Raw genomic sequence first — 24,215 nt, forward strand, 5'->3', positions numbered from 1 at the left:
GAGGTAATCAAAACGATTGTGTTAAAACATTTTAACAACAACGTGCGTTGATTTTCGTTATACAAATATACCTTGAACCGCGGCCGCATCAGTTGATGTAGGATAAGAAGTGTCATGCCCGTACAGAATTGTTTTTATCTTTGTAATATGAACCTGGAACCTAATAGTTTAATCCGCGCCTCTTCGCCTTACCTTTTGCAGCATGCTTATAATCCTGTAAACTGGTATGAATGGGGGGAAGAAGCGTTAGCAAAAGCAAAGCAGGAAAACAAACTGATTCTGGTCAGTATTGGTTATTCTGCGTGCCACTGGTGCCATGTAATGGAACGGGAGAGCTTTGAGTTACATGAAGTAGCAGAGGTGATGAACAAACATTTTGTTTGTATAAAAGTAGACCGGGAAGAAAGACCTGATATTGATCAGATCTATATGCTGGCTATCCAGTTGATGACTGGCAGCGGGGGCTGGCCACTAAATTGTATTTGTTTACCAGATCAGCGGCCAATTTATGGAGGTACCTATTTTAAGAAAGAAGACTGGATCAATATTTTATTAAATGTTGCTGATTTATGGCAAACTGAACCGGGTAAAGCAGAACAATATGCTGTTCAGCTAACTGAAGGTATCCGCAACTCAGAGAAAGTTATCCCGAATATCAGAACGACACCCTATACAGAAAAAGACTTACAGGATATTACTACACCCTGGAAACGTAATTTCGATATGATAGACGGCGGCTATAACAGGGCGCCTAAATTTCCCTTACCAAATAACTGGCAGTTTTTACTGCGTTACAGTCATTTAATGAAAGAGAACGCAACCCATGTTTCTACGCTGCTGACTTTGGAAAAGATGGCTTTTGGCGGGATTTATGATCAGATAGGTGGAGGCTTCGCCAGGTATTCGGTAGATGGCAACTGGCACGTACCTCACTTTGAAAAGATGTTGTATGATAATGCACAGCTGATCAGTTTATATGCAGAAGCTTATCAGTTTTCGGGTATTCAATTGTTTAAAGAAGTGGCTATAGAATCCATTACCTGGATTGAACGCGAAATGACTTCTCCCGAAGGGTTATTTTACTCTGCATTGGATGCCGACAGCGAAGGAGTAGAAGGTAAATTCTATGTATGGGATTTATTGGAATTTGAAAAAATACTGGGTGCTGATGCCGCATTACTGGCGGATTATTTCAATGTGACCGCACAGGGGAACTGGGAAGAGGAAGAAATTAATATTCTGTTAAGAAAATATACACCAGAAGAATACGCAGAATTAAAGGGTATTCCAATTGCTGAGTTTACAACGAAGTTAAACCTTGCTAAAGAGAAATTACTGGCGGTACGGAGTAAAAGAATGCATCCGGGCTTAGATGATAAGTGTTTGACTGCATGGAATGCGATGATGATTAAAGCATTGGCAGAAAGCAGCCAGATCTTTGACCGGGAAGAGTTTTACCTGGCTGCAAAAAAAGCGGCAGATTTTATTCTGGCTAACCTGACAGCAGAGAATGGGGGATTGTACCGGAATTATAAGCATAATAAGGCCTCGATTACAGGTTTCCTTGATGATTATGCTTTCTTTATCGCTGCATTATTAGCTTTATATGAGGCTGATTTTGAAGACCGCTGGTTATTGGAAGCAAAGAAGCTGACGGATTGGGTGTTAAGCAATTTCCGTGATCTGGACAGCCCGATGTTATTTTATACGCCAGCAAACGGGGAGTCGCTGATTGCACGTAAGCATGAGATTATGGACAATGTGATTCCTGCTGCGAACTCTGTGATGGCACAGAATTTAAAACATATGGGCTTATTATTTGATGAGATAAGATATACTGAAAGAGCAGATGCAATGCTCGCTGCGGTGCATCCCCAAATTAAAACTTATGGCTCTGCTTATTCGAACTGGGCGATCCAGATGATGAATGAAGTGTTTGGAATTAATGAAATCGCATTAACCGGAGATTCCATCACCCAGGTAAGGAAAGGGCTGAATGAGAGGTACATCCCAAACAAAATTATATTAGGAGGAACAAATTCTGTACTTCCTTTGTTAAAAGATAAGCAAAGCATTGAAACAAAAATCTATATTTGCCGAAATAAATCATGTCAGCTGCCTGTAACAACAGTTGAAGAAGCATTAAAATTAATTAACTAAATAAGATTCCAATGAGTATTAAACCCAATACAGTAGTTTCATTAACGTACGAACTGCATACGACTAATGAAGAGGGACAACAAGTTTTCGTAGAAAAAGCTGATGAGCAAAATGCATTGGTATTCTTATACGGTGCAGGTATGATGTTGCCTAAATTTGAAGAGCATTTAACTGGATTAAATGTTGGTGACGAATATAAATTTGAGTTGAGTGCAGCTGATGGTTACGGAGATTTAGATCCGGGAGCTTTCGCTGACTTACCAAAAGATATGTTCAAAGAAGTTGACCTGCCTAATGTAGGTGATGTTATTCCTTTACAGGATAACGAAGGAAATCACTTCAGAGCAGGTGTTACTGCTATTCATGATACTACTATTTCAGTAGATTTGAACCACCCTATGGCTGGTAAAAACCTGATTTTTGGTGGTAAGATCCTTTCGGTACGTGAAGCAACTGAAGAAGAATTAAGTCACGGTCATGCACATGGTGCTGATGGACACGCAGGACACTAATCCTGATAAGTTATACTAAAAAAGGTGCGGAGGTTTTAACTTCCGCACCTTTTTTTATGGCTTTCTAATTCTTTTTAACTTCAAGGTTACACTTTTCACAGGTTCCGTAAGCAGTTGTGTTTACTGTTTTAGCTGTAAACCCTTTTGGCATTGTGCTATGTGGTACTGCAACATCCAGACAGTATATTTTATTGCAGGTGGTACAGTTAAAGTGAATGTGTTCATCGTGGTGATGCTCTGCTGAGCATGAAGAAGAACAGATTGCATAATTAGCCGTTCCGTTCATATCCATAATCCGGTGCAGAATTCCTTTATCCTCATAAATGTTTAAGATGCGGTAAAGTGTTACCCTGTCAATTTCTTTGCCGAGCTTTTTTTCCAGTTCAGGTTGTGAAATGGCGACAGTATCTAAAGCTATCTCTTCTAAAACACGAACTCTTTGTTTGGTATGTTTTAGTGCGTGTTCTTTGAGTATGTTAGTTGGATCGATTTTCATGTTCGTTAAATTGACTTTGCATTCACTAGCGCTATTGGTGGATTATCCATTGCATTTCCGGTGCTTAGTTTCAGCGTTCCTTTAATGGTTATAGTTTGATAGGTGAATTTAATCGGTTCAGCAAGCTCAACCATCACCATAATGGGTACGCCATTTTTCCCGCAGAAATAACACTGGTTAATCGGAAGGGTCGAAAGCATAAATTTAGTTTGTTTCATCCCGTCTTTAATCGGGACTAAATATCCTTCCAGTTCAAATGGTTTATTCGCGTATTTTTTAATATCGGCATTGTAAATGGCATACATCTGTGTATCCTTCACAATTTTAAAATCTACTCCTCCGATCACGTCCCAATTAGAAGAGCTGATCTGATCATTGGGATTATGCTGAGCTTTCACTGCAAAACCTGAAAGTAGTAAAAATATAATAAGCAGTGGTTTCATTCGTATGTTCATATTTAGTTTTTAGACAATATCTTAGAGATATTTGACCGGTAAGCCTGCAAGGCAGGGATTACAGCTGCAAATATACCAATCGCCAGCCCGGCAACAAATAAATAAATTTCATCTTTCAGCAGGATGAAGCCACTTAACCTGGCCTGACTGCTTTCCTGATAGTTTCCAATGAGTTGCAGGACTAAATGTCCCAAAACCATTCCAATAATTGTACCAGCTAAAGTAAGCAGGATTCCTTCAAAAATCACAATGCAGAATAACTGGCTTCTGGAGGCGCCCAATGTCCGCATAATGGCCAGATCATAACTTCTTTCTTTTAGAGAGTTGTATAGATTGACAAACACACTGATGGCAGCGATAAGCATAATCAGGGCGGCAAACCATTTTAAGGTATCTACACCAACACCAATTAGTGAGAATAAGCGGGTGCTTTCCATTGCAGGGGAGGCAGCTTGCAGGTTGGTAGATTGATTGACCATCCTTGGAAACATCACTACAGACATCGGAGACCTGTATTGGATGAGCAATGCTGTAATTTCCTTTTCATCACTGTGACCGGTCTGATCAGGCCGGTGATTTTTATGGTCATGATGTTCTGCGGCTTCTTCTTTTTCATGGTCTTCGTGCATTTTCCATACGCTGGAAATATTTGTCAGGATCAGGTTGTCTGTGACATTCCCCTGAGGGGCTAAAATTCCTACTACTTTATAGGCATGCGTTTTATGAATGTCTGAGCTGCCTGTAAGTCCATGGGCACCGAAAAAAGTATCTCCGATTTTTAGTTTCTGATTGATGGCAACGGTTGAGCCTATGGTGACTTCAAAATCAGCCTTCCAGAATTTGCCTGTACTGGTTTTTAGTTTATAGATACTCACGAAATTGCTATCTGTACCCACGATTCTGATACCCTGGTAATTATCGCCCTGCGCTAAGGGAACAGCTTTTTTAACAAAGGGACTGCGCGCTAATTCCTGTGCTTCTTTCAAAGGAATGTTTCCGGTAGGAAAGTCGATATAATAAATGCTGCTCAGGATTAGTTGCAGCGGACTGCCTTTGGCACCAACCACCAGGTCAATGTCTTTAGCATTGTTATCCAGTTTCTCACCGATTTGTGTGGAGGCTAAAAGTAAAATTGTCAATATACCCGTACCAAAGGCAATGAGCATAATATTTAATGCGGAGGATAATGGTTTAGACCATAGACTTTTCCAGCTGATTTTTAATGGGCTCATTTTAGTTCGTAAGTATTGGTAAATGCATCTTTAACTCTTTTATCATGGGTAGCTACAATTAATGTGGCCTGATTTAAGCCGGATTGTTGCAGCAATAGTTCAAGCACAGCCTGCGCATTTTTATCGTCCAGACTGGAAGTCGGCTCATCAGCAATTAATAGAGCTGGTTTATTGATTACCGCCCTTGCGATAGAAACTCTTTGCAGTTGCCCCTGACTTAATTCACTGGGGTAACTGTTTTTCTTATCCGCTATGCCTAATGAGGTTAAGACTTCGTTTACTCTTTTCAGATTTTCGGGAAGACGGGCAAAACTCTGGGCCATAACCAGGTTTTCTGCAATAGTCAGACTTTTGATTAAATGAGGACGCTGAAAGATGATCCCTATATTTCTTCCTCTAAACTGATCGAGTTCGCGGGAGGACAGGGAATAGATTGAGGTACCATCCATATTTACTGCGCCGGCAGCTGGTTTTAATATCCCGGTTAGGATGTGCAGCAGTGTCGTTTTTCCGCTGCCCGATTCCCCTAAGAGTAACCATTGTTCGCCATTATTGATTTCCCAGTCTTTAAAGCTAATGCGGTGGGCATTGCCGTAACTGTGTGAAACTGATTTGATGGATATCATTTATAGGAGTCTGTTTAATTTTAACAAAAGTACTATATGCAAGTTTATTGCATATAGAATATGTGTAAAGAGTTTGCTACTGCATTTGAATAGGTAAACGCGCTGTTTTAAGGATTGTTATCTCCTGGTAAATATAAATGCAATTATATTGCATTTATATTGTTTATTCTATATTTGCAACTTGATTGCATTAAATATACACATAAAATGAAGACTAAACTATTACCTGTAACTGTACTCAGCGGATTTCTTGGAAGTGGGAAAACCACTTTGTTAAATCATATTCTCCATAACAAACAAAACTTACGGGTGGCGTTGATAGTCAATGATATGGGCGAAATAAATATTGATGCGAATGCGGTTCACCGGGAAAATATGTTATCCCGGACGGAAGAGAAATTGGTAGAAATGAGTAATGGTTGTATTTGCTGCACGCTGCGGGAAGATTTGATTGCTGAGGTAGAGAAGCTTGCGAAAGAAGACCGGTTTGATTACCTGATTATTGAAAGTACAGGGATTTCTGAGCCTGTCCCGGTGGCACAAACTTTCAGTTATGTGGATCTTGCCATGAATATTGACTTAAGTAAGTTTAGTAAACTGGATACAATGGTAACTGTGGTAGACTGTTTTAATTTTAAGAAAGATTTTGGGACGAATGAATTACTGGTAGACAGGGGATGGGTGGATGATACCGCAGACAGGCGGACTATTGTCAATTTGTTAACGGATCAGATTGAGTTTGCGAATGTGATTATCCTGAATAAAACAGACCTGGTTTCTGCGGAAGATTTATTGCTGTTGAAAGCTGTGATCCGGAAATTGAATCCTTCGGCCAGATTAATTGATACTTCTTTTAGCAAGGTTGATTTGAAAGAAATACTAAATACTGGTTTGTTTGATTTTGATGAGGCTTCACAAGGGGCTGGCTGGATTAAAGAGCTAAATGCAGAACATCTGCCCGAAACTGAAGAATATGGGATCAGCAGCACGGTATTCCGTTCTTCCAAACCTTTTCATCCAGAACGTTTATGGGATTACCTGACTAAACAGTTTCCTCCGAATGTGATCAGAACGAAAGGGTTGTTTTGGTTAGCGCCTATGCCAGACCGTGCTTTGAACTTTTCACAGGCGGGCGGATCACTGCGGATTGAGAGTGCTGGAACATGGTGGGCGAGTATGTTGCCATCTGAAAGATTGAATTACCAGGATTTTACGGAGAATAAAAAGGAAATTGAGAACCGCTGGGATGTGAATTATGGTGACCGGATGAATGAATTGGTATTTATTGCGCAGGATCTTCAGAAAGAGCAATTACACCAGGACTTAAATACTTGTTTGCTGACTGTAGAAGAAGAGCTTCAGCGGAAGAACAAAGAAGTATTTGCTAATCCTTTTGAAAAAGTAATTCAGTAATTATTGTTCAGTAGCCTGCGTTCGTAATAAATTGGTTACGGGCTTATGTTATTAATGCAATATAGTTGCAATTGTGTTGCGTTAGTATTATATTTGATCTTCATTATTTAGTTAATAGGTAAGCACCTGTAACGGGATTCATCACCCTGTTACGGTGCTTTTAAATTTTAATATCGGATCGTACGCGTATATTAGGGGTTTAATCAATTCTCTAAATCGTTATGATCAAAAAGATATGCTGCTTACTATCTTTATTTCTGGTTTTTACTTTAAATAGTTTTTCACAGCAATTTAAAGTGGCTTATTCCCCTGCTTCATTAAATCGGCCCTTTACAGGAAAGGTTTTCCTCTACTTATCAAAAAATAATCCTGAACCCTTAACTGCATCTATTGGTATTGAAACATTAAATTGTTTTGCTGTAGAGGTTAAAGGGATCAAACCAGGGGAAAGTATTGTTATTGACGATCTGGCAACCGCTTATCCTGTGCTCCCTTCAGAAATGGAGCGTGGAACTTACTATGTTCAGGCAGTATGGGACTTAAATTTGGGTGGAAGAGCTATTGCAGCGAGCCCTGGGAATATCTTTAGTCAACCACAAAAAATAGTAATAGGTAAAGACTTAAAGCAGTCTTTTACGTTATTGGCCGATCAGGTGGTTCCTGAACTTGTATTTCAGGAAACGGAATTTATTAAAGAGTTTAAGGCTCCTTCCAGGTTATTGAGTGATTTTTATCAGAAGAAATTTACTTTAGATGCAGCTGTTCAGTTGCCTGCTGAATATTATAAAAATCCTTCGGCTAAATTTCCTGTACTGTTTGTGGTGACCGGTTTTGGAGCTGATCATCACTATATGTCTGTACAGGGTAAATTGCCTTCAGTAATTGGTACTACACCTGTTATCCGGGTATTTTTGGATGGCAATTGTGCTTTAGGACATTCTGCTTATGCGAATAGTGATAATAATGGCCCCTGGGGAGATGCATTAACTCAGGAATTTATTCCATTGCTGGAAAAGAAGTACCGCTGCAATGGAGCAAGGATGTTGACGGGGCATAGCAGTGGTGGCTGGTCTGTTTTATGGTTACAAACACATTATCCGAAGCTGTTTTTAGCTACCGCTTCCAGCAGTCCTGATTATGTGGATTTCCGTAAGTTTCTGAATGTGAACTTATATAAAGATAGTAATCTGTTTTATGATGCTAAGGGGCAGATCAATCCGGGTGGAACGGTGGCTGGCAGATTCCCTTTTTCTTATTTGAAAGAAATGTACCAGGTGGAAAATGTGATTTCAAGGGGGGAACAGCAACATTCTTTTGAAGCTGTATTTAGTAAAAAAGGGAATGATGGATTACCGGAGTCAATTTGTGATCCTCAAACGGGGGTGATCAATCAGCATACTGTTGAAAATTGGAAAAAGTATGATATTTCTTTATACCTGAGAGAGAACTGGAAAGATTTAAGTAAAGACCTGAATGGAAAAATACGAATATCGATAGGGGATGAGGATAATTTTATGCTGAATTATCCAGTCAGATTAATGAATGATGAAATGAAAGCGGTACAGGCAGATTTGCTTTTTAAGTATTATCCTGGAGATCATTTTACGGTGAAGACAGCAGGATATATGGCTGATTTATCTGGTTTCCTCGAGGGGAAATATAAGCAATGGCTGCTTCAGACAAGCAAATAATAAAGAAGGTCTGATCAGATTTTTATTCATTCAGACCTTCCTTTTTTGCTCCGGGTTAGTAATTCTCCAGGAAATCTTCTCCCTTTTGCGTAATTGTTGCAGAGGGATGGGCGCTATCCGGATGAATAAGGATATAACCCAGACGCTCCAGCTCTTCATAAGCTTCTTCCATTCCTCCAAGAATAGAAGAGCTTACTTGTTGTTCCACTGTTTCCAGTATTCTTTTGATTTCTTCATTTTCCATACTTAAATTTAACAATTTTTAGGATAAGGTGTTTGGTAATTTTAACACTGTTCGTAAAATATATTTATTTTTGTGTCCATGAAAACATACCCCAATTCATTATTCCTCTTTCTTTCCTTGTTTCTTTTCGCCTGTCATTCTGATACTAAACAACAAATAGCTAAAACTGCAAAGGACACTGTAATCGGTGCTGAGCAATCAACAACTCCTGTGAAATCTTCTCCGGCAGATGCTAAAACGATTCTTTCACGTAAAGAAGTTCCTGTGTTATGTTACCATCAGATCAGGGACTGGAAAGCTTCAGATTCCCAAAGAGCACATGACGATATTATTCCCCCTGCTAATTTTAGAGATCATATGAAAATGCTGGCAGATAGTGGTTATCATACTATTTTACCTGATCAACTGTATGATTATTTAAATTATGGTACTAAACTGCCTTCAAAACCGATCATGATTTCTTTTGATGATACGGATCTGGATCAATATACTGTCGGTGCTGCGGAATTAAAGAAGCATGGCTTTAAAGGCGTGTTTTTTATTATGACTGTATCTATCGGCAGACCAAGATATATGAGCAAAGCGCAGATTAAAGAGCTGTCGGATGATGGACATGTGATAGCCAGTCATACCTGGAACCACAAGAATTTTGCGCAGTTTACTGATGAAGACTGGGATATCCAGATCGATAAGCCTACGCAGACTTTAGAGAAAATTACAGGGAAAAAGGTGGAGTACTTCGCTTATCCTTATGGAGTTTTCAAAGCAGCTAACCTGCACAAATTAAAAGAGCATGGGTTTAAGGCGGCGTTCATTTTGTCTACGCCAATGGACGAGGTGAATCCGATTTATACGATCAGAAGGATTATTGATCCGGGACGTTATACAGCGAGGAATCTGTACAATAGTTTACAGAAAAGCTTTAATAAAAAAAAGGTAGTTACGCCTGCTTCTTAACCAGGTTACAGTATAAATGTAAAAAGGGGTAGCTGAAATTTCAGTTACCCCTTTTTTATATAATCAGATTACAAGCTTATTTATACAATTCAGCTCTGATCTGTGCTACGTCTTCACTGTTGATATAATCATCATAGCTCATCATTTTATCAATTGATCCATTAGGTGTCAATTCGATAACTCTGGTTGCTACTGATTCAGTTAATGCATGATCTCGTGAGGTAAATAAAACAGTTCCTTTGAAATCTTTAAGTCCGTTGTTCAATGCGGTGATTGACTCCAGATCCAGGTGATTCGTTGGCTCATCAAATAATAACAAGTTAGCTTGTCTTAGCATCATCTGAGAGAACATACAACGCATTTTCTCACCACCTGACAGTACTTTACAGTTCTTTAATACTTCTTCTCCAGAGAACAGCATTCTGCCAAGGAAGCTTCTTACAAACTGCTCGTCTTTGTCTGTATCAGAGTATTCTCTTAACCAGTCAACCAGGTTCATATCTTTTCCTTCGAAATAAGAAGAGTTATCATTAGGAATATCAGCAGTATTGATAGTTACACCATATTTGAATTCTCCGGTATAGTTTTTATCACGACCTGTTAATACGTTGTAAAAAGCAGTAGTTGCTAAACTGTTCTGAGAAACAACAGCGATTTTATCGCCTTTATTCACCATGAAGTTTACGCCTTTAAACAAGACTTCTCCATGACTGGTTAGTGAAAGGTTTTCTACCTGAAGGATCTGATCACCAGCTTCTCTGCCACCTACGTTGTTAAACATAATTGCAGGGTATTTACGGCTGGATGGTTTAATCTCAGTCAGGTCAATTTTATCAAGGGCTTTCTTACGGGAAGTAGCCTGTTTTGATTTGGAAGCATTCGCACTGAAACGCTGGATAAATTCCTGTAGTTCCTTTACTTTTTCTTCTAATTTTTTGTTTTGATCACCACGTTGTTTTAAGGCAAGCTGACTTGACTCATACCAGAATGTATAGTTACCAGAGTAAGTAGTCATTTTGCTAAAGTCAATATCCACGATATGCGTACATACAGCATCTAAAAAGTGTCTATCGTGAGATACAACCAATACTGTGCTCTGATAGTCAGCCAGGAAGTTTTCTAACCAGGCGATAGTTTCTATATCCAGGTCATTCGTTGGCTCATCCAGTAACAGAATGTCAGGGTTACCAAAAAGGGCTTGTGCAAGTAACACACGTACTTTTTGTTTACCGTCTAATTCAGTGATTTGTTTGTGGTGGAATTCTTCTTTAATTCCAAGATTGCTTAACATGGTTGCTGCATTGCTTTCCATATTCCAGCCGTCCATTTCTGCGAACCTGTTTTCCAGTTCACCTGCACGCTCACCGTCTTTGTCAGAGAAATCTTCTTTCAAATAGATGGCATCTTTCTCCTTCATGATGTCATATAATTCTTTATGACCGATCATAACGGTTTCAATAACTGTGAAATCATCATATTCATGGTGATTTTGTTTTAAAACCGCCATACGTTCTCCAGGCGTAAAAGCTACGCTGCCCGAGGTCTGATTAACTTCACCAGACAGGATTTTTAAGAAAGTTGATTTACCCGCGCCATTAGCTCCAATTACACCGTAACAGTTGCCAGGAGTGAATTTTAGGTTAACATCTTCAAATAGGGTACGTTTTCCGTAACGCAGGGATAAATTAGAAACTGAAATCATATTGCACAAAAATAAGCCGCAAAGGTAACGATAATTTAATAAAATGTTTTGTCTGGTATGGTATTGAATGTCTGAATTACATAGATTTATTGTAATATTCACCTGATGAAGCAGGAGCCTGTTAAAATTGTTAAATTTGCACCAATTATGGAAAGCGAAATAAATATACTTAGTTCTATTATACAGCGCAGACGGAGCATTTTCCCGCCAAGTTATACACAGGAAGAAATTCCTGAAGCACTGATTACCCAGGTACTGGAAAGTGCAAATTATGCGCCTACACATAAATTAACGCAGCCGTGGAGGTTTATTGTTTACCGGAATGAAGGAAAACGTAAGCTGGGAATGGAGCTTGCGCGTTTGTATAAGCAGGGGACGCCTGAGGCACAGTTCCTGCAAAAGAAATATGATGGGATCATCGAGAAAGCAGTGCAGTCAAGTTGTGTTATTGTGTTAAATGCGCAATTGCACCCTGATATTATTCCGGAATGGGAAGAAATCGCTGCTTTTGCGTGTGCGGTGCAGAATATGGCATTAACAGCAGAAGCGTTGAAGATTGGTGCGTATTGGAGTTCACCGGGGATGATTACTCAAATGGATGAGTATTTAGAACTGGCTCCGAATGAGAAATGTTTTGGGTTGTTTTATATGGGTTTTCATAATGAAGAACCGCGTACACCAAAACGTACGCCAATGGAAGAAAAAGTAAGATGGATCAATGGGTAAGATGGAAGGATTAAAAGCGAAATTATATCAATCTTGTATGGATTTTATCATGCAAAGGATCAATACTGCGGAAACTGCTTTAGAGCAGGCGCAAGAAGCAAGTAATGATGATACAAAGAGCAGTGCGGGTGATAAGTTTGAGACTACAAGGGAAATGATGCAGCAGGATATTGGCAGAAATAAAAGTTTGTTAATGGATGCAAAGCAGAACCTGGCTTTGTTGTCTTCTTTAGAAGAGGCTGTTCATAGCGATGTGGTTAGAAATGGAGCGTTGGTTTATACTTCTAACGGGATATTTTATATCAGTATTAGTGCAGGGCAGTTGAAAGTTGATGGCCAGCAGGTGTTTGCGATTTCAGCAGTTTCTCCGATTGGGCAGTTACTGGTAGGTAAGAAGGTTGGCGAGTCTTTTAGTTTTAACAAGAACGAGTATACGATTAAACAGATAGATTAGTTTTAATTTTTTTATGATAAAATATCCGTTATCAATTTGATAACGGATATTTTATCATAATGATTTGGGAAGGTTTTATCTGCATTTGGCAGGTTTAACAAATGTAAGTCTGTTAGATTTTCCACAAGGATTGACTGCCTCTACTTCGATTACGTGCTTTTCTGAGCAATCCCAATAAATTGAAAATGAATAATCTCCAACTCTTCTCAAAACACCATCGACATACCAATAGTAACTTACGTCTGGTAAGTTATTTACTTGAACATTTACCTGTTGCCTTGAAGATTGAAGTGGCCAGAATTTGTAATTGAAAACATGCTGATAAATTTCACCTGGTGCACTGGTACATGTAGATATACATGTACGGTTTATATTTGCTTCACTTTGTCCAGTTGTGTTTAAATCATTTAGTGCCTTAGCATCTGCTTCTGCTTGTGAATATCCAGCCCATTTTCTAGCTGGTATCGTATATGTAAATGGTTCTGAAGTGTACCCAGGGCCACAATTATTTTTATAGAAAACGCCTGTTTTTTCGCTGCTAAAGTAAGTAGTAGGTGGGTGTATTGGTGGGTTAATTGTTAAAGTAAACTGTTGTCTGGTGTCATAAGATCTACCTGTGTTATCATCTATTATTTTAACTGTAAAATAATAGGTTGCGGTAATGGGATAGGAAAAGCCATTATGGACTGTCATGGTCAGTTTAGTAGGATTTTTTGTACTAGCATTCCAAAGATTTGTTCCTTGTACATAGCTTGGATTTGCAGAAGTTCCAATACTTTCAAAAGGAGATGCTGTTGTAGTTTCTGTAGGGTTAAAAAGAGGGTAGTTAAGACAATGGGAAGTAGCAGTCTCACCGGAAATTGTTAACTCAATCGTTGATCCGGTGTAGGATACAGATGGTCCAGTTAATGTTTGTGTATACCCGGTTAAACACAAAACAGTAAGTAATAGTAATAAGTAAATTTTTCTCATTTGATCTTTAGTAATTAAAAATTTGGTAATGTGTGTCTCTTGGATCCAATATCAATTGCTATTTGTTTATTATCTTTTAGTTTGATTTTAAATCATAATAAAAGAAATTTATAATTATAATTGCAAATATAAATTAATATATTTGAAAATATGAAATTAATTAAGAAATCAAATGTTTTTAAATTTATTTTTTATTTATTACTAATAGTTTTATATTGCTAATAGCTGGTTTTCAGTTAATTTGATATAATTTTTAAGTTTATTTATTTTTTTATTACGGTAATTTTATTTTGTTGAAATGTTTTTTTGTGTTGATTCTTGTTGTTCTTCTTTTTTATGGAGATTGTTGGGGACAGAATAGTGAAATTAAGGGAAGGATTATCGATGGTCAAACTGGGCTTAAGATTGAATACGCTGACATATTTTTTTATAAAGATTCCTTAAAAATCTTACGTGCTAATTCAGATACAGCTGGGGTATTTGCAATTCCTCTTAGTTTACTTAATCTATGCACAAGGGTTGTTATATCAGGATTAAACTACAAATCTTTGATCGTTTATGATTTGAAAAATCTAAGAAGTAAACGGGGAAATGAGGTTTTCGAGTTGCAACCGCTTAATAATATGTTGAAAACTGTTGAGATAAAGTCAACGAAAAAATATCGGGATACCGTTAGGATTGATTTATCTAATGAAAATTTTGACCGTTCAAAAATGGTTGAAGAATTATTTTATACTTCTGGTCTTTCGGTTGATAGTAAAAGTCAATTGTGGTATAAAGGAAATATAGTTTCTGGGATTAAAGTTAATGGAAAAGATTTTTTTGGAAAAAATAATATGGGTATTTATAAAATCTTACCCGCATTAACTATGAAGAATATTGAAATCATATCTACGAATATTGATTCTGTTACTAATACAATCATTACAAAACCTGACATAAAATTAAATTTTACACTCAAAGAAAAGTATAACAAAGGAAAGTTTGGTAACGTAAACATATCAGCTGGGAGCTCTGAAAGATACTTATTCCAAGGTAATTTATATTTATATAATAAAAATGAACAGTTTTCTTTTTTTATGAATTCTAATAATGTGAATGCTAATGACAATATAATTAATGAACCAGTTGTGAATTTTTCGACTAATACTAATAATGTAAAGTATAAATCCGGGAAGGTTACTTATGAAAGAACGTTTAAGAAACTTATTCTTTCTACATCTGTAAAAGGAGCTTTAACAGATAAAGATTATAAGGCTTTAACCGAAAGAGAGGAGGAAACTATATCTCAAAACTCAAAAACGTCAAGTAGCTTGAGGGATAAAATGTTCCTTTTAGATGAAACACTATTGGGAATAGAATATAAAATGGATTCTCTGAGTACATTTTCTTTCCATCAATCTCTTAATTACAAAAACAATAACATTTTAGATTCAACTGAGTATGATATTCAAAAAGCTGAAATCAGAACATTGTCTCAGATGTATAAGAGAAATGAGAAGGGAACGCTTCAATTAATTACAAATTTCAAATATAACTGGAGATCATTTAGTAAAAAAGGAAGAACAATAGGATTTCGATATCTTTATAAGATAAATAACTATAAAACAACAGAGTCTAATGATATTTTGAGTGTAAGTGGAGTTCTGCCAGGTCGATACTTCATTAATGGAAACCGAAATGTATTCAGCAAAGCTTTGTCCATAGAATCCACTTTAACTGAGCCTATGGGGGATAACTCTTATTTCAGTTTTATTTCAGCTTTTAAAAGAAATATACTGGATTATCATTCAAATGTTGAGAGTGATACTACAATTAATTTCCTTCGCGACCCCATTAAGATAAATAATAAATATATTGATTTTGGAGGTAAGTATCATAAATCTTTTAAAAAGATAAATTTCGATGCATCTGTTGGTATTAATATTAATTTAAGACAAGTTGAGGTGGTTGGTATTTCAAATAATAGAGTTTTTACTAATTTGATAGCCAAAATGAATGTCAATTATGCAATAAACAGTAAAAAGAATTTGTCTTTTTCTTATAATCAATCAGTTGATGAACAATCGGTTAATAATTTAACTGGTATTAATTCATCCTTTGGTCTAGTAAGTCAGTTTAAAGGCAATCCGTATTTGAAGTCAGAGGTTAGAAAAAGAATAGAAGTAATATATAATCTAAAGAAATCCGATTCCTTGGATCTTTCTTTTTCGGGAGGATTTGATTTATATAAAAATAAATTGGGGTACATTGTAAATAGTTCTTCTTCAGTTATCCAGGAAACTCAGGTTGATAATATTGGCAATGCAATAACTACAGATCTATCATTTTCCTTAAATCGTTATTTTTCAAATGGACGAACTTTAAATTACTTTATAAAATTAAATTATGAGGAGAGTCCAGTTGTCACTAATCAAGAACTATTAGTAAATAGAAGTTATGTTGTGAATCAATCCCTATCTTATAATAATAGGTTAATTACATCTGTTTTGTCTCAATCATCAACATTAAGTGCTTCATTTACTAAATATTATACTGATGTTTATAGTTCTAATTCTCTCAATATAACTCTGTCTAGTAAATTATCAGCGAACATTTTTAATATAAAAGCGAATCTTTTCCCTTTGATCAATCTGAGTAAAAATATAAATTCCAGTATAGCTTTTGCAACAAATTTTGAATTATCAAAAGATATTTTTAAGAAGCTTGGTACATGCTGGATTCAAGTGTATGATGTTTTTAACACGTTTAAATATAATAATGACTTTCTTGGTCCAACTTATAAACAGACATTAAAATATTCCAATTTGCAACGATATATTCTCGTTGGTGTAAGTTTCAAATTTAATAGTATGAAATAGTTTTTAGGAATTTGAACTATTGAGAAATAAAATTTAAGTGGGCAATTAATTTGTTGACTGGAAAAGCTCGATTTATAACATTACAAATTGGGCTTTTCCAGTCAACAAATTAATTGTTAAAAGCTATTTTTAATGCTATTGCTTAATGTTTTTGGTGTCCAGTAACCACTAGCGATAATCCTTCTGATCGTAAACAGCGGATCTTTTTCATCACGTTTGGTAGATAGAATAAATGCACTCTTGAATCCTCTTTTTTTCAATTCAGGAATAGCCTCCGGATTCCATAAACCAAATGGGTAAGCGAAATGGTGAATGTTTTTACCAGTAATTTCCTGTAATGTCTTAGTCGGTTTATCAATCTGGATTTCCCAGTCTTTACCTTGATACTTTTTCACGTTATGGTGATCCCAGGTATGAGAACCAATATCATTTCCTTTATCTGAAAGATCTTTAACTTGTGCTTTGCTCATGTAATTTGGTCTGCCCAAAGAAACAGTCATGACGAAGAAAGCACCTTTGAAACCATATTTTCTCATTGTAGGCTCAGCAATTGTATACTGATCCAGATCGGTGTCATCAAAAGTCAGTAAAATTGGTTTTGATGGCAACGGTGTACCATTATTCAGATAGTCATATAATTGATCAAGCAGGATCGTGTGATAACCACTATCTGCCAACATTTTCATATGGCCTTTAAATACATCTATTGGAATAATATAATCTTTAGCTGCTTTGGAATCTTTAGGTCGCCAATCACGAATCTGATGATAACATAATACAGGAACTTGTTTACGCGCCAGGATTGTTTTGGCATCAGCAACTTTGATCTTTGATATATCTACGGCTTTATTTGGGGCAGCAGGTTCGTTGGAAGTTTTGGTTACAGTAACAGCAGAACTGTCTTTAGTTTCTTCTTTTTTGTTTTGAGATTTGGACTGGCAGCCGGCGCTTAAAAATAGTGCAGCAGCAGTTAAGGATAGGATGTAATGTTTCATTCAGAGATTTTATGTGTTGTTTGCTAAATTAGGAAATCAACTGACAATTTTATTATTAAAAGCAAAAAAGGCCAGACAATATTGTCTGGCCTTTTTTGTGTAAAAAGTTGTGTAGAGTATCTACATACTATAAGTAGAACTGAACACCGATTTTTGGAGCGAAGAAGTTTGCGCCAATGTTGAAATCTTTGTTTCCACCGATTTTATCACCGTTGTCATTTTTCAAAGTATTGTCGTTGTAGCTAATACCTTTAACAGAGAATTCGATACCGAATTTTTTGCTTGGGAAGAATGCAAAACCTGGAGATAGAGCAACACCTACATTATTATATTTAGATGTTTTTGCATAGTTATTTCCGTCGTTGTCACCAACTTTAGTATTACCAAATGCCATAGGAACAGATAATTGTCCGAAGAATTTAAATTGCTCATTGATACCTTTGTAGTAACGTGCGAATGGAGCAACTACAAATGCTTGTTTTTTTGTAGTGAAACCTGCAACATTACCAAGTGCATCTGTATGAATTTTAGAAGACTCAAAACCTACGCCAGTACCAATTGCTAAATTATCAGTTACGAAGTAACCTACACTTGGAACGATATTAAAGATTGTGTTTGTTTTGCTTGCACCATTTGGTTTGTTTGAATCAAATTCAACGTTACCACCTAACATGAATTTACCTTTTTCAGTTTGAGCTTGAGTTGTGAATGCTAATGCTGAAACTGCGATTAATGATAATAATAATTTTTTCATTTTGTTGCTTTTTAATTTATACAAAGCCAGAATTTTTGTTTTTAGTATCTGACTATGTTTGTCATATAGTCAATACCGGTGCCAAAGAAATGTTTAGCATACAATCTGGAAATGCGGTTTTTTGTAAATGCTTATCGGATAGTAAGATAAAATGTTTTAGGTTTCCCTTTATTATTTTGTGATGACAATTAACAAAATGCTCACATTAAATTAACATTAAAATTAGCAAGACAGTTTGACTTTCTTTGTTAGAATGTCAGTTTTTTTAATGCCATTTCTGTCAGTTTTTGGGTCAGATTCACTTTGCTCTGGCACGAATGTGGCACGTATTATTAAATAAATAACCAACAAAACCTCTTTCTGATAAAAAAAAACTAAATTCATTAAACCTTTATGTCTGTTTAAAACGTTATTTAATTATGAGACTATTAATAGAGCGCAAACCGATAAAAGTATATCCTGATCCAAAACGTGTAATAGCCAGGTTTTTTTTTAATGGTGAGGATAGGGCTAAAGAAGTAATCAAGCGGGTTTTAACCCTATCAGACCAGGAAGTATTTGGGTTGATTTCTCCTATTTTACAGGAGTATTCCAAAAGACACCGGAATATTACCAAAATTCTTGCGCGTCATTGCAAACAGATTAAGCACACCATAGAGGAAATGGAGATCGATTATGAATCACTGAGTAAATATCAGCGGCTTTTATTAGGATCCTATTTCACACACGAATATTCTATAGAATCTGCTGCCTTTTTTAATCCATCTGTTGTAGAAGATCCTGATCAGTCAGAATTAGTAGAGGGAGAGAAAAGGTTAATCATCAGTTTCAGAGCAGTAGGAGAAGGTCATATATCTTCTGTTGTCTTCAGAAGAGCTTTAATAGACTCTAATGGAAATATAACCGTAAATCCTTCCGGAAATTATATTGATGAGGCAGAAGTAGTGCGCAATGCGGTATACAATAAAAAACTCTTTTTCAAAAGAGCTGCGGATGCCATGATTGATCTCAATATCCTGGATGAGGTAGGCTTGAAATTAGAAGAGAAGTTCGATTACGCCATTTTAAGAAGAGTAATCGTCGATTCCAAAAATCTTCAGACCGATGATTTAAAGAAACTGGAATATGATAAGATACTCTGGCTTTCTGATACTTATCATGAGATTAGTTTTTCAAGAGATACTGATATCTCAGACCGTGTTATTTTTCCTATCTCGGAATTTGAACGTAAAGGGATAGAGGATGCACGGTTTGTCAGATTTATTAGAGAAGATGGATCGGTGATCTATTACGCAACATATACTGCATTTGATGGCGCTATGATCTTACCTAAACTCTTACAAACAACAGATTTTTACGACTTTAAAGTGAGTCCACTCCATGGGGCAGGTGCACAGAATAAAAACTTAGCCTTGTTTCCAAGAAAAATTAATGGCAAATACGCCATGATGTCAAGAATTGACGGATGGAACAACTATCTGATGTATTCAGATAAACTTACCGTATGGGATCATCCTGTAAAATTGCAGCAGCCTCAGTTTCCATGGGAATTTATTCAGATTGGGAATTGCGGATCTCCAATAGAAACAGAAGCTGGCTGGTTAGTGATTACACACGGGGTAGGGCCAATGCGCCGCTATTGTCTGGGTGCAAGCTTATTAGACCTGGAAGACCCTTCTATAGAGATTGGCAGGCTTACAGAGCCTCTGGTTATCCCTAATAATGATGAAAGAGAAGGATATGTCCCGAATGTATTATATTCATGTGGCTCAATCATTCACAATGGCGAATTGATCATCCCTTACGGATTATCAGATTACTGCTCTTCGTTTGCTTCGGTTAAAATTGAGTTGTTGCTCGCCAAGCTATTAAGCTCAGCGAGTGAAAGTAAAACACTGGATGATGATAGAGATGAAAGTAAACGTGAAGAAAAGTTATAAAATTTGCTGGTAGAGGCTAAGGTAGTCCTCTACCATTTTCTCTTTGGAAAACTTACGTTTCGCCCATTTGTGGCAATCCATTCTTTTCAATTTAGAGATTTTAGCTACCGCAGCAACTGCTTCCTCCACATTCTCTACCAGGAAACCTGTTTTTCCATGTTCGATGAGTTCTGGCATGGAGCCTTTATTAAAAGCAATAACAGGAGTTCCACACAGCATCGCTTCTGCTACACTTAAACCGAAAGGTTCAGCGAAATTAATTGGATGAAGCAATGCTAAGGCACCTTTCAAAAGTTCGTTGCGCTGATCAGGGCCGGCAGAACCTAAAAATACAATCTCTTCATTTAAATAAGGCTCAACCGCTTCTTTATAATAACGTTCATCCTGAATAATCCCGGCGATTAAAAGTCTTTTTTTACTCTTTATAGCAATCTGTATAGCTTCAGCCGTTCCTTTATCCGGATGAATCCTTCCGAAGAACAAAAGGTAATCATCTGGAGTGTCATTAAACTGAAAATCCTGCGTAACTAAACCATTGTATACTGTACCCAAATAATTGAGCGATGGATGACGGTTTGCATTGCTGATAGAAACATAATGGTTATGCCGGTTATATTTCTGGTAAACCTTCACAATTTTTTCTGATGAAAAACCATGAATAGTAGTTAACACCGGAGTTCTGATTAACCCGGAATAACTTAAAGGCAGGAAGTCAAAATGATTGTGAATTAAATCAAAATCATCTGACTGCTCCATCAGGTTACTGATATGAAGGCACTCAATAACTTTTGCATCCTGATGGCGATCTTCCTCATAACCTGTCTTCACCACACTTCTTAATTCGGCTGAGGTGATAGAATCGCCAGTGGCAAATAAAATAACCTCAATTCCGGCATCATGCAAACCTTCCGTTAAATTAGATGCCATTTGCTCCCAGGGGCCATAATGACGGGGCGGAGTTCTCCAGGCGACGGGTGATAATACAGCAACTTTCATTAAATAGCCTCCTGTTTAGCAAGTATAGAATCTGGTTTAACACTGTATTCATACTCGAATTCAAGTGATTTCAAGATTACCAGATGGGATATCCAATAAGCTAATGTACTCTCAGCCCCCTGATTTCTATTGACACCATAATTCTGCAATCCGTCACCGCAACCCTTGGTTTCATAATCGTACAGTGGCAATCTTAGACTATTTTCTCCTAAAAACCACTGATAGCTTAAATACATCTGACGGATATATTTCAGGTCATGCGTAATCTCATAAGCCTTGAAATACAAGAGCACGATAGCCATGGTTTCTATGGCCTGCTGATCATACTGTGCCATCTCCTTAGTGTCTTTGAATAACCAGCCATCATTACCGACAGGGTTCAAATAACCTTTATCCAATGTTTTAGAAGTCAGGAATTCCATACTTTCGAGTCCGATAGCCAGAGAATCCTGATCATGTGTGGTTTCATAATGACAAAGTAATGCTAAAGGTAAAATGGCATTGTCATAGGTCATCTTCTCCTCAAACCAGTTCCACTGATCTGCCCGGTGTGCCTGATAAGAAGCTTTTAAAGGAATGGCCAGTTTATTCAGCTCGTTTTTAATATGTTCATCATTCGGGTGAGCTTTTAAGAAACTGCTTAAACCAATCATGGTATTTGCCAATCCTCTTAAGTGTTTAAGCTTGGCAAAATGAGGGATAGATTTGATGAATAATTCGGTCGCAAACTCTCTGTAAGAATTATTTGGCGCGTTATTAATCAGATAACCCAATGCCCAGATTGTCCTGCCAAAGGAATCCTCAGAACCAACTTCATCCAGATACTCTCTTTTAAAGCTCAGGAAATTTCTGAAATTTCCATCGTCACACTGCATGTATTGAATATAACTCAGGTAAACAGGTAGCAATTCCAGCGCTGTTTTACTCTTGTTTTGCTGCCAGGCCAGGATGACCATAATCAATGCGCGTGCATTGTCATCCAGACAATAACCTTCTTTCAAATTAGGAATGCCATACTTAGCATGTTGAACAATTCCGGTATCGTCTGTTAAGCGTTTGATATGTGCCATGCTAAATGCAGGCATCATATCCGGATCTATAATAGGTTTAATTTCTTCTTTTGCCTGGTTTGCATTTGATATCGCCTCATTTAAGGTTTCAATAAATACGTTACCAGTACTTGGCCAGCGCAGGTGTAACCCATAGTTATAAGCGTTTTCTTTGAGTTCTTTAAGTTGCTGCTGATTGGCAAAGAGGTCATTGACAATCCCTGCCAGGGCATCTGAATCTTTGAAATCAAACAGTTTTCCGCGGTTTTCTGCTAATAATTCCTGTGCGTGCCAGTAGGGAGTAGAGATAACTGCCGCGCCCGCGCCTATTGCATAAGATAGGGTACCACTTGTAATTTGCGCCTCGTTCAGATAAGGAGTAATATACATATCTGCCGCGGTGAGGTAATCATATAATTCATCTTCTGAGACAAACTTATTAATGAAGATCAGATGATTTTCAACATTTAGTTTTTTCGCCAGACGTTTCAGGCTGTCTCTGTATTCTTCTCCGGAATTTCTGATTACACCGGGATGTGTAGTTCCTAAGATCGCATATAACACATCCGGATTTTTAGCGGCTATTTTAGGCAACGCCTCAATTACTGTTTCAAGTCCCTTATTCCGGCTAATCAACCCAAATGTGAACAATACTTTCCTGTTTTTGAAAGCAGGGGAGTTCTTGATCTCGTTTTCAATTTTCGGCTCCAGATCAGGTACCCCATGTTCAATAAGCTTTATTTTATCTTCTGCTATGCCGTATATACTGGTCAGAAAATGTACTGCCCTGTTACTCATCACCACAATTTTCGATGAATACTTTGCAATTTCCCTGATGATGGTCAATTGCATATAAGACGGATCTTTAAGGATGGTATGGAGAATGGTAATGAGGGGTTTTTGTAGACGGGCAATCAGCGGTAAGATATATACGCCATTATCACCCCCGTAAATGCCAAATTCATGTTCTAATATACAAACGTCGGTTAAGCTTGTATTGATATAATCGGCTGCTCTGATATAATCTTTTTGATTCTCTTGTCTGATGATAAACTGAACTTCCGGAGGATATTCGTAAGTAGTCAAATCTTCAGTATCTGTCATTGCCACAACAAAGCTGTCTTTGGAAACAGCTTCTGTATGGTGACCGATTGCTTTTAAAAGATTATTGTTGAATGTAGCGATACCACATTCGCGCGGAGGATAAGTCGATATATAAGCTATTTTCATCTTTAAGGTTATTGAGCCATTGTAAACAATAGGTTTTTGAATTAATGGTTATAAAAAAGAGCTATATGACACGGATTGCTGAACAAAAATTATTGAATAATGGCTTTTGTTCAATTTTCGCTTTTAATTGGAACGTATTTGTCTTATAAAAGATAAGTTCAAGCCCTTTCTTTTGTATAAAGCGAAATTTTGCGTTATTGTTTTAAATATTTCCTGCTAATGAGCAGATTAAACAATAGTGTGACACCAAGTGCTACAATGCAGCCAGTTACTACACATGAAACCCTTTCTAAAGCTACATACCAGTGTTTTTCCTGTTCTTCCTGAAGTGTGATAATGACTACAGCGGCTAAAGCGCTTTTTAAGGTATTGGTCATGCGAAGGGCGATGCCAATAAAGATAGTTAATGCGACACCCAGGCATAAGATTACCAGGTTCGAAGTATGTAGTGGATAGAGACAAATACCCGCAACACAGCCAATCATATTGGCTTTCATGCGGTCATAAGCAAGTGTATTGCTGTTGTCAGGAGATAGAGATACGGCTACAGAAACCAGTGACCAGTAAAATGGGTATTGAGGGAAATAGCTGTAGAGTGCGTAACAAATGATAATTCCAGTCAGACATTTTAATAAATAGATGAAATTAGTAGCATATGCTTCCTTGTGAATCTCTATTTTGTCCATTTTACTATTCAGCTGCTTAAATCAATTGAGATTGCAATTTAGCAAAAAAAACATGCTGATCAGC

21 protein-coding genes are annotated in these 24,215 nt (G+C 37.1%); 9 read left to right on the plus strand and 12 right to left on the minus strand.

From position 1 onward, the window contains the following. The first annotated feature begins 147 nt into the window (after nt 1-147). Entirely contained in the window at nt 148-2,160 is a 2,013-nt protein-coding gene (locus HDE70_RS00835) for a thioredoxin domain-containing protein (RefSeq protein ID WP_183887443.1), read from the plus strand. Between the two features lie 11 nt (nt 2,161-2,171). After that, complete coding sequence (locus tag HDE70_RS00840; protein ID WP_111632143.1) at nt 2,172-2,672, plus strand: peptidylprolyl isomerase; 501 nt, start codon at nt 2,172-2,174, stop codon at nt 2,670-2,672. 64 nt (nt 2,673-2,736) lie between these two features. Here the strand turns inward: HDE70_RS00840 and HDE70_RS00845 are convergent, their stop codons facing one another. Genes HDE70_RS00845 through HDE70_RS00860 form a run of 4 tightly spaced genes read right to left on the minus strand, consistent with a single transcriptional unit; the run spans nt 2,737 to nt 5,481 of the window. Beyond that, entirely contained in the window at nt 2,737-3,168 is a 432-nt protein-coding gene (locus tag HDE70_RS00845; RefSeq protein WP_183867511.1) for a Fur family transcriptional regulator, read from the minus strand. Between the two features lie 5 nt (nt 3,169-3,173). Further along, nucleotides 3,174-3,611, minus strand: a complete 438-nt coding sequence (locus HDE70_RS00850) for a hypothetical protein (protein WP_183867573.1) — start codon at nt 3,609-3,611, stop codon at nt 3,174-3,176. Nucleotides 3,612-3,625: 14 nt separating this feature from the next. Then, nucleotides 3,626-4,855, minus strand: coding sequence for an ABC transporter permease (locus tag HDE70_RS00855; RefSeq protein ID WP_183887445.1), 1,230 nt, complete (start codon nt 4,853-4,855; stop codon nt 3,626-3,628). After that, nucleotides 4,852-5,481, minus strand: coding sequence for an ABC transporter ATP-binding protein (locus HDE70_RS00860; RefSeq protein ID WP_183887447.1), 630 nt, complete (start codon nt 5,479-5,481; stop codon nt 4,852-4,854). Before HDE70_RS00860 ends, HDE70_RS00855 begins: the two co-directional genes overlap by 4 nt. 207 nt (nt 5,482-5,688) lie before the next feature. On the opposite strand from HDE70_RS00860, the gene HDE70_RS00865 reads away from it, so the two are divergent. Together HDE70_RS00865 and HDE70_RS00870 are read left to right on the plus strand one after the other, a co-directional pair. After that, nucleotides 5,689-6,894 carry a GTP-binding protein gene (locus tag HDE70_RS00865; RefSeq protein WP_183887449.1) on the plus strand — a complete coding sequence of 402 codons (1,206 nt, stop codon included), beginning with the start codon at nt 5,689-5,691 and terminating at the stop codon, nt 6,892-6,894. Nucleotides 6,895-7,115: 221 nt separating this feature from the next. After that, nucleotides 7,116-8,585, plus strand: a complete 1,470-nt coding sequence (locus HDE70_RS00870; RefSeq protein ID WP_183887451.1) for an alpha/beta hydrolase-fold protein — start codon at nt 7,116-7,118, stop codon at nt 8,583-8,585. Nucleotides 8,586-8,640: 55 nt separating this feature from the next. Here HDE70_RS00870 and HDE70_RS00875 read toward each other — a convergent pair whose 3' ends face one another. After that, on the minus strand, nt 8,641-8,829 hold the full coding sequence (locus tag HDE70_RS00875) for a hypothetical protein (protein ID WP_183867516.1): 189 nt from the start codon (nt 8,827-8,829) through the stop codon (nt 8,641-8,643). Nucleotides 8,830-8,907: 78 nt separating this feature from the next. On the opposite strand from HDE70_RS00875, the gene HDE70_RS00880 reads away from it, so the two are divergent. After that, a complete protein-coding gene (locus HDE70_RS00880) occupies nt 8,908-9,786 on the plus strand; it encodes a polysaccharide deacetylase family protein (protein WP_221301988.1) in 879 nt (292 codons plus the stop codon). 76 nt (nt 9,787-9,862) lie between these two features. Here HDE70_RS00880 and HDE70_RS00885 read toward each other — a convergent pair whose 3' ends face one another. Next, on the minus strand, nt 9,863-11,488 hold the full coding sequence (locus tag HDE70_RS00885) for an ABC-F family ATP-binding cassette domain-containing protein (RefSeq protein ID WP_183867517.1): 1,626 nt from the start codon (nt 11,486-11,488) through the stop codon (nt 9,863-9,865). Nucleotides 11,489-11,635: 147 nt separating this feature from the next. On the opposite strand from HDE70_RS00885, the gene HDE70_RS00890 reads away from it, so the two are divergent. Together HDE70_RS00890 and HDE70_RS00895 are read left to right on the plus strand one after the other, a co-directional pair. Then, nucleotides 11,636-12,214: a nitroreductase gene (locus HDE70_RS00890; protein WP_183887453.1), complete on the plus strand. Its 579-nt coding sequence runs from the start codon at nt 11,636-11,638 to the stop codon at nt 12,212-12,214. A 1-nt stretch (nt 12,215) separates the two neighbouring features. Beyond that, nucleotides 12,216-12,668: a GreA/GreB family elongation factor gene (locus HDE70_RS00895; protein WP_260159852.1), complete on the plus strand. Its 453-nt coding sequence runs from the start codon at nt 12,216-12,218 to the stop codon at nt 12,666-12,668. A gap of 75 nt (nt 12,669-12,743) precedes the next feature. Here HDE70_RS00895 and HDE70_RS00900 read toward each other — a convergent pair whose 3' ends face one another. Beyond that, the gene (locus tag HDE70_RS00900) at nt 12,744-13,640 is read right to left on the minus strand and encodes a DUF5977 domain-containing protein (RefSeq protein ID WP_183887457.1); all 897 of its coding nucleotides are present in this window, start codon (nt 13,638-13,640) and stop codon (nt 12,744-12,746) included. 308 nt (nt 13,641-13,948) lie between these two features. Here HDE70_RS00900 and HDE70_RS00905 point away from each other — a divergent pair, with 308 nt between their 5' ends. Beyond that, nucleotides 13,949-16,501, plus strand: coding sequence for an outer membrane beta-barrel protein (locus HDE70_RS00905; RefSeq protein WP_183887459.1), 2,553 nt, complete (start codon nt 13,949-13,951; stop codon nt 16,499-16,501). A gap of 116 nt (nt 16,502-16,617) precedes the next feature. Here HDE70_RS00905 and HDE70_RS00910 read toward each other — a convergent pair whose 3' ends face one another. Together HDE70_RS00910 and HDE70_RS00915 are read right to left on the minus strand one after the other, a co-directional pair. Next, nucleotides 16,618-17,496, minus strand: a complete 879-nt coding sequence (locus tag HDE70_RS00910) for a polysaccharide deacetylase family protein (RefSeq protein ID WP_183887461.1) — start codon at nt 17,494-17,496, stop codon at nt 16,618-16,620. A gap of 127 nt (nt 17,497-17,623) precedes the next feature. After that, on the minus strand, nt 17,624-18,250 hold the full coding sequence (locus HDE70_RS00915) for an outer membrane beta-barrel protein (RefSeq protein WP_183887463.1): 627 nt from the start codon (nt 18,248-18,250) through the stop codon (nt 17,624-17,626). Nucleotides 18,251-18,669: 419 nt separating this feature from the next. Here HDE70_RS00915 and HDE70_RS00920 point away from each other — a divergent pair, with 419 nt between their 5' ends. After that, nucleotides 18,670-20,190: a glycoside hydrolase family 130 protein gene (locus HDE70_RS00920; RefSeq protein ID WP_183867522.1), complete on the plus strand. Its 1,521-nt coding sequence runs from the start codon at nt 18,670-18,672 to the stop codon at nt 20,188-20,190. Here the strand turns inward: HDE70_RS00920 and HDE70_RS00925 are convergent. The 3 genes from HDE70_RS00925 to HDE70_RS00935 form a co-directional block, all read right to left on the minus strand. Continuing rightward, nucleotides 20,185-21,186: a glycosyltransferase family 4 protein gene (locus HDE70_RS00925; RefSeq protein ID WP_183887465.1), complete on the minus strand. Its 1,002-nt coding sequence runs from the start codon at nt 21,184-21,186 to the stop codon at nt 20,185-20,187. The genes HDE70_RS00920 and HDE70_RS00925 overlap by 6 nt on opposite strands. Continuing rightward, complete coding sequence (locus HDE70_RS00930; RefSeq protein ID WP_183887467.1) at nt 21,186-23,465, minus strand: glycosyltransferase family 4 protein; 2,280 nt, start codon at nt 23,463-23,465, stop codon at nt 21,186-21,188. The genes HDE70_RS00925 and HDE70_RS00930 overlap by 1 nt, the downstream gene beginning before the upstream one ends. A gap of 194 nt (nt 23,466-23,659) precedes the next feature. Continuing rightward, nucleotides 23,660-24,151 carry an FUSC family protein gene (locus HDE70_RS00935; RefSeq protein ID WP_183867525.1) on the minus strand — a complete coding sequence of 164 codons (492 nt, stop codon included), beginning with the start codon at nt 24,149-24,151 and terminating at the stop codon, nt 23,660-23,662. Nucleotides 24,152-24,215: the final 64 nt, after the last annotated feature.

Source organism: Pedobacter cryoconitis (genome assembly GCF_014200595.1).
Classification (GTDB): domain Bacteria; phylum Bacteroidota; class Bacteroidia; order Sphingobacteriales; family Sphingobacteriaceae; genus Pedobacter; species Pedobacter cryoconitis_C.

Excerpts from the sequence above, each read along its gene's own strand:
- HDE70_RS00845 (WP_183867511.1), bottom strand. The coding sequence starts at position 3,168 with ATGAAAATCGATCCAACTAACATACTCAAAGAACACGCACTAAAACAT.
- HDE70_RS00880 (WP_221301988.1), top strand. The coding sequence starts at position 8,908 with ATGAAAACATACCCCAATTCATTATTCCTCTTTCTTTCCTTGTTTCTT.
- HDE70_RS00920 (WP_183867522.1), top strand. The coding sequence starts at position 18,670 with ATGAGACTATTAATAGAGCGCAAACCGATAAAAGTATATCCTGATCCA.
- HDE70_RS00855 (WP_183887445.1), bottom strand. The coding sequence starts at position 4,855 with ATGAGCCCATTAAAAATCAGCTGGAAAAGTCTATGGTCTAAACCATTA.
- HDE70_RS00840 (WP_111632143.1), top strand. The coding sequence starts at position 2,172 with ATGAGTATTAAACCCAATACAGTAGTTTCATTAACGTACGAACTGCAT.
- HDE70_RS00930 (WP_183887467.1), bottom strand. The coding sequence starts at position 23,465 with ATGAAAATAGCTTATATATCGACTTATCCTCCGCGCGAATGTGGTATC.
- HDE70_RS00865 (WP_183887449.1), top strand. The coding sequence starts at position 5,689 with ATGAAGACTAAACTATTACCTGTAACTGTACTCAGCGGATTTCTTGGA.
- HDE70_RS00910 (WP_183887461.1), bottom strand. The coding sequence starts at position 17,496 with ATGAAACATTACATCCTATCCTTAACTGCTGCTGCACTATTTTTAAGC.
- HDE70_RS00850 (WP_183867573.1), bottom strand. The coding sequence starts at position 3,611 with ATGAAACCACTGCTTATTATATTTTTACTACTTTCAGGTTTTGCAGTG.
- HDE70_RS00885 (WP_183867517.1), bottom strand. The coding sequence starts at position 11,488 with ATGATTTCAGTTTCTAATTTATCCCTGCGTTACGGAAAACGTACCCTA.
- HDE70_RS00895 (WP_260159852.1), top strand. The coding sequence starts at position 12,216 with ATGGAAGGATTAAAAGCGAAATTATATCAATCTTGTATGGATTTTATC.
- HDE70_RS00915 (WP_183887463.1), bottom strand. The coding sequence starts at position 18,250 with ATGAAAAAATTATTATTATCATTAATCGCAGTTTCAGCATTAGCATTC.
- HDE70_RS00870 (WP_183887451.1), top strand. The coding sequence starts at position 7,116 with ATGATCAAAAAGATATGCTGCTTACTATCTTTATTTCTGGTTTTTACT.
- HDE70_RS00875 (WP_183867516.1), bottom strand. The coding sequence starts at position 8,829 with ATGGAAAATGAAGAAATCAAAAGAATACTGGAAACAGTGGAACAACAA.
- HDE70_RS00935 (WP_183867525.1), bottom strand. The coding sequence starts at position 24,151 with ATGGACAAAATAGAGATTCACAAGGAAGCATATGCTACTAATTTCATC.
- HDE70_RS00900 (WP_183887457.1), bottom strand. The coding sequence starts at position 13,640 with ATGAGAAAAATTTACTTATTACTATTACTTACTGTTTTGTGTTTAACC.
- HDE70_RS00860 (WP_183887447.1), bottom strand. The coding sequence starts at position 5,481 with ATGATATCCATCAAATCAGTTTCACACAGTTACGGCAATGCCCACCGC.
- HDE70_RS00925 (WP_183887465.1), bottom strand. The coding sequence starts at position 21,186 with ATGAAAGTTGCTGTATTATCACCCGTCGCCTGGAGAACTCCGCCCCGT.
- HDE70_RS00835 (WP_183887443.1), top strand. The coding sequence starts at position 148 with ATGAACCTGGAACCTAATAGTTTAATCCGCGCCTCTTCGCCTTACCTT.
- HDE70_RS00890 (WP_183887453.1), top strand. The coding sequence starts at position 11,636 with ATGGAAAGCGAAATAAATATACTTAGTTCTATTATACAGCGCAGACGG.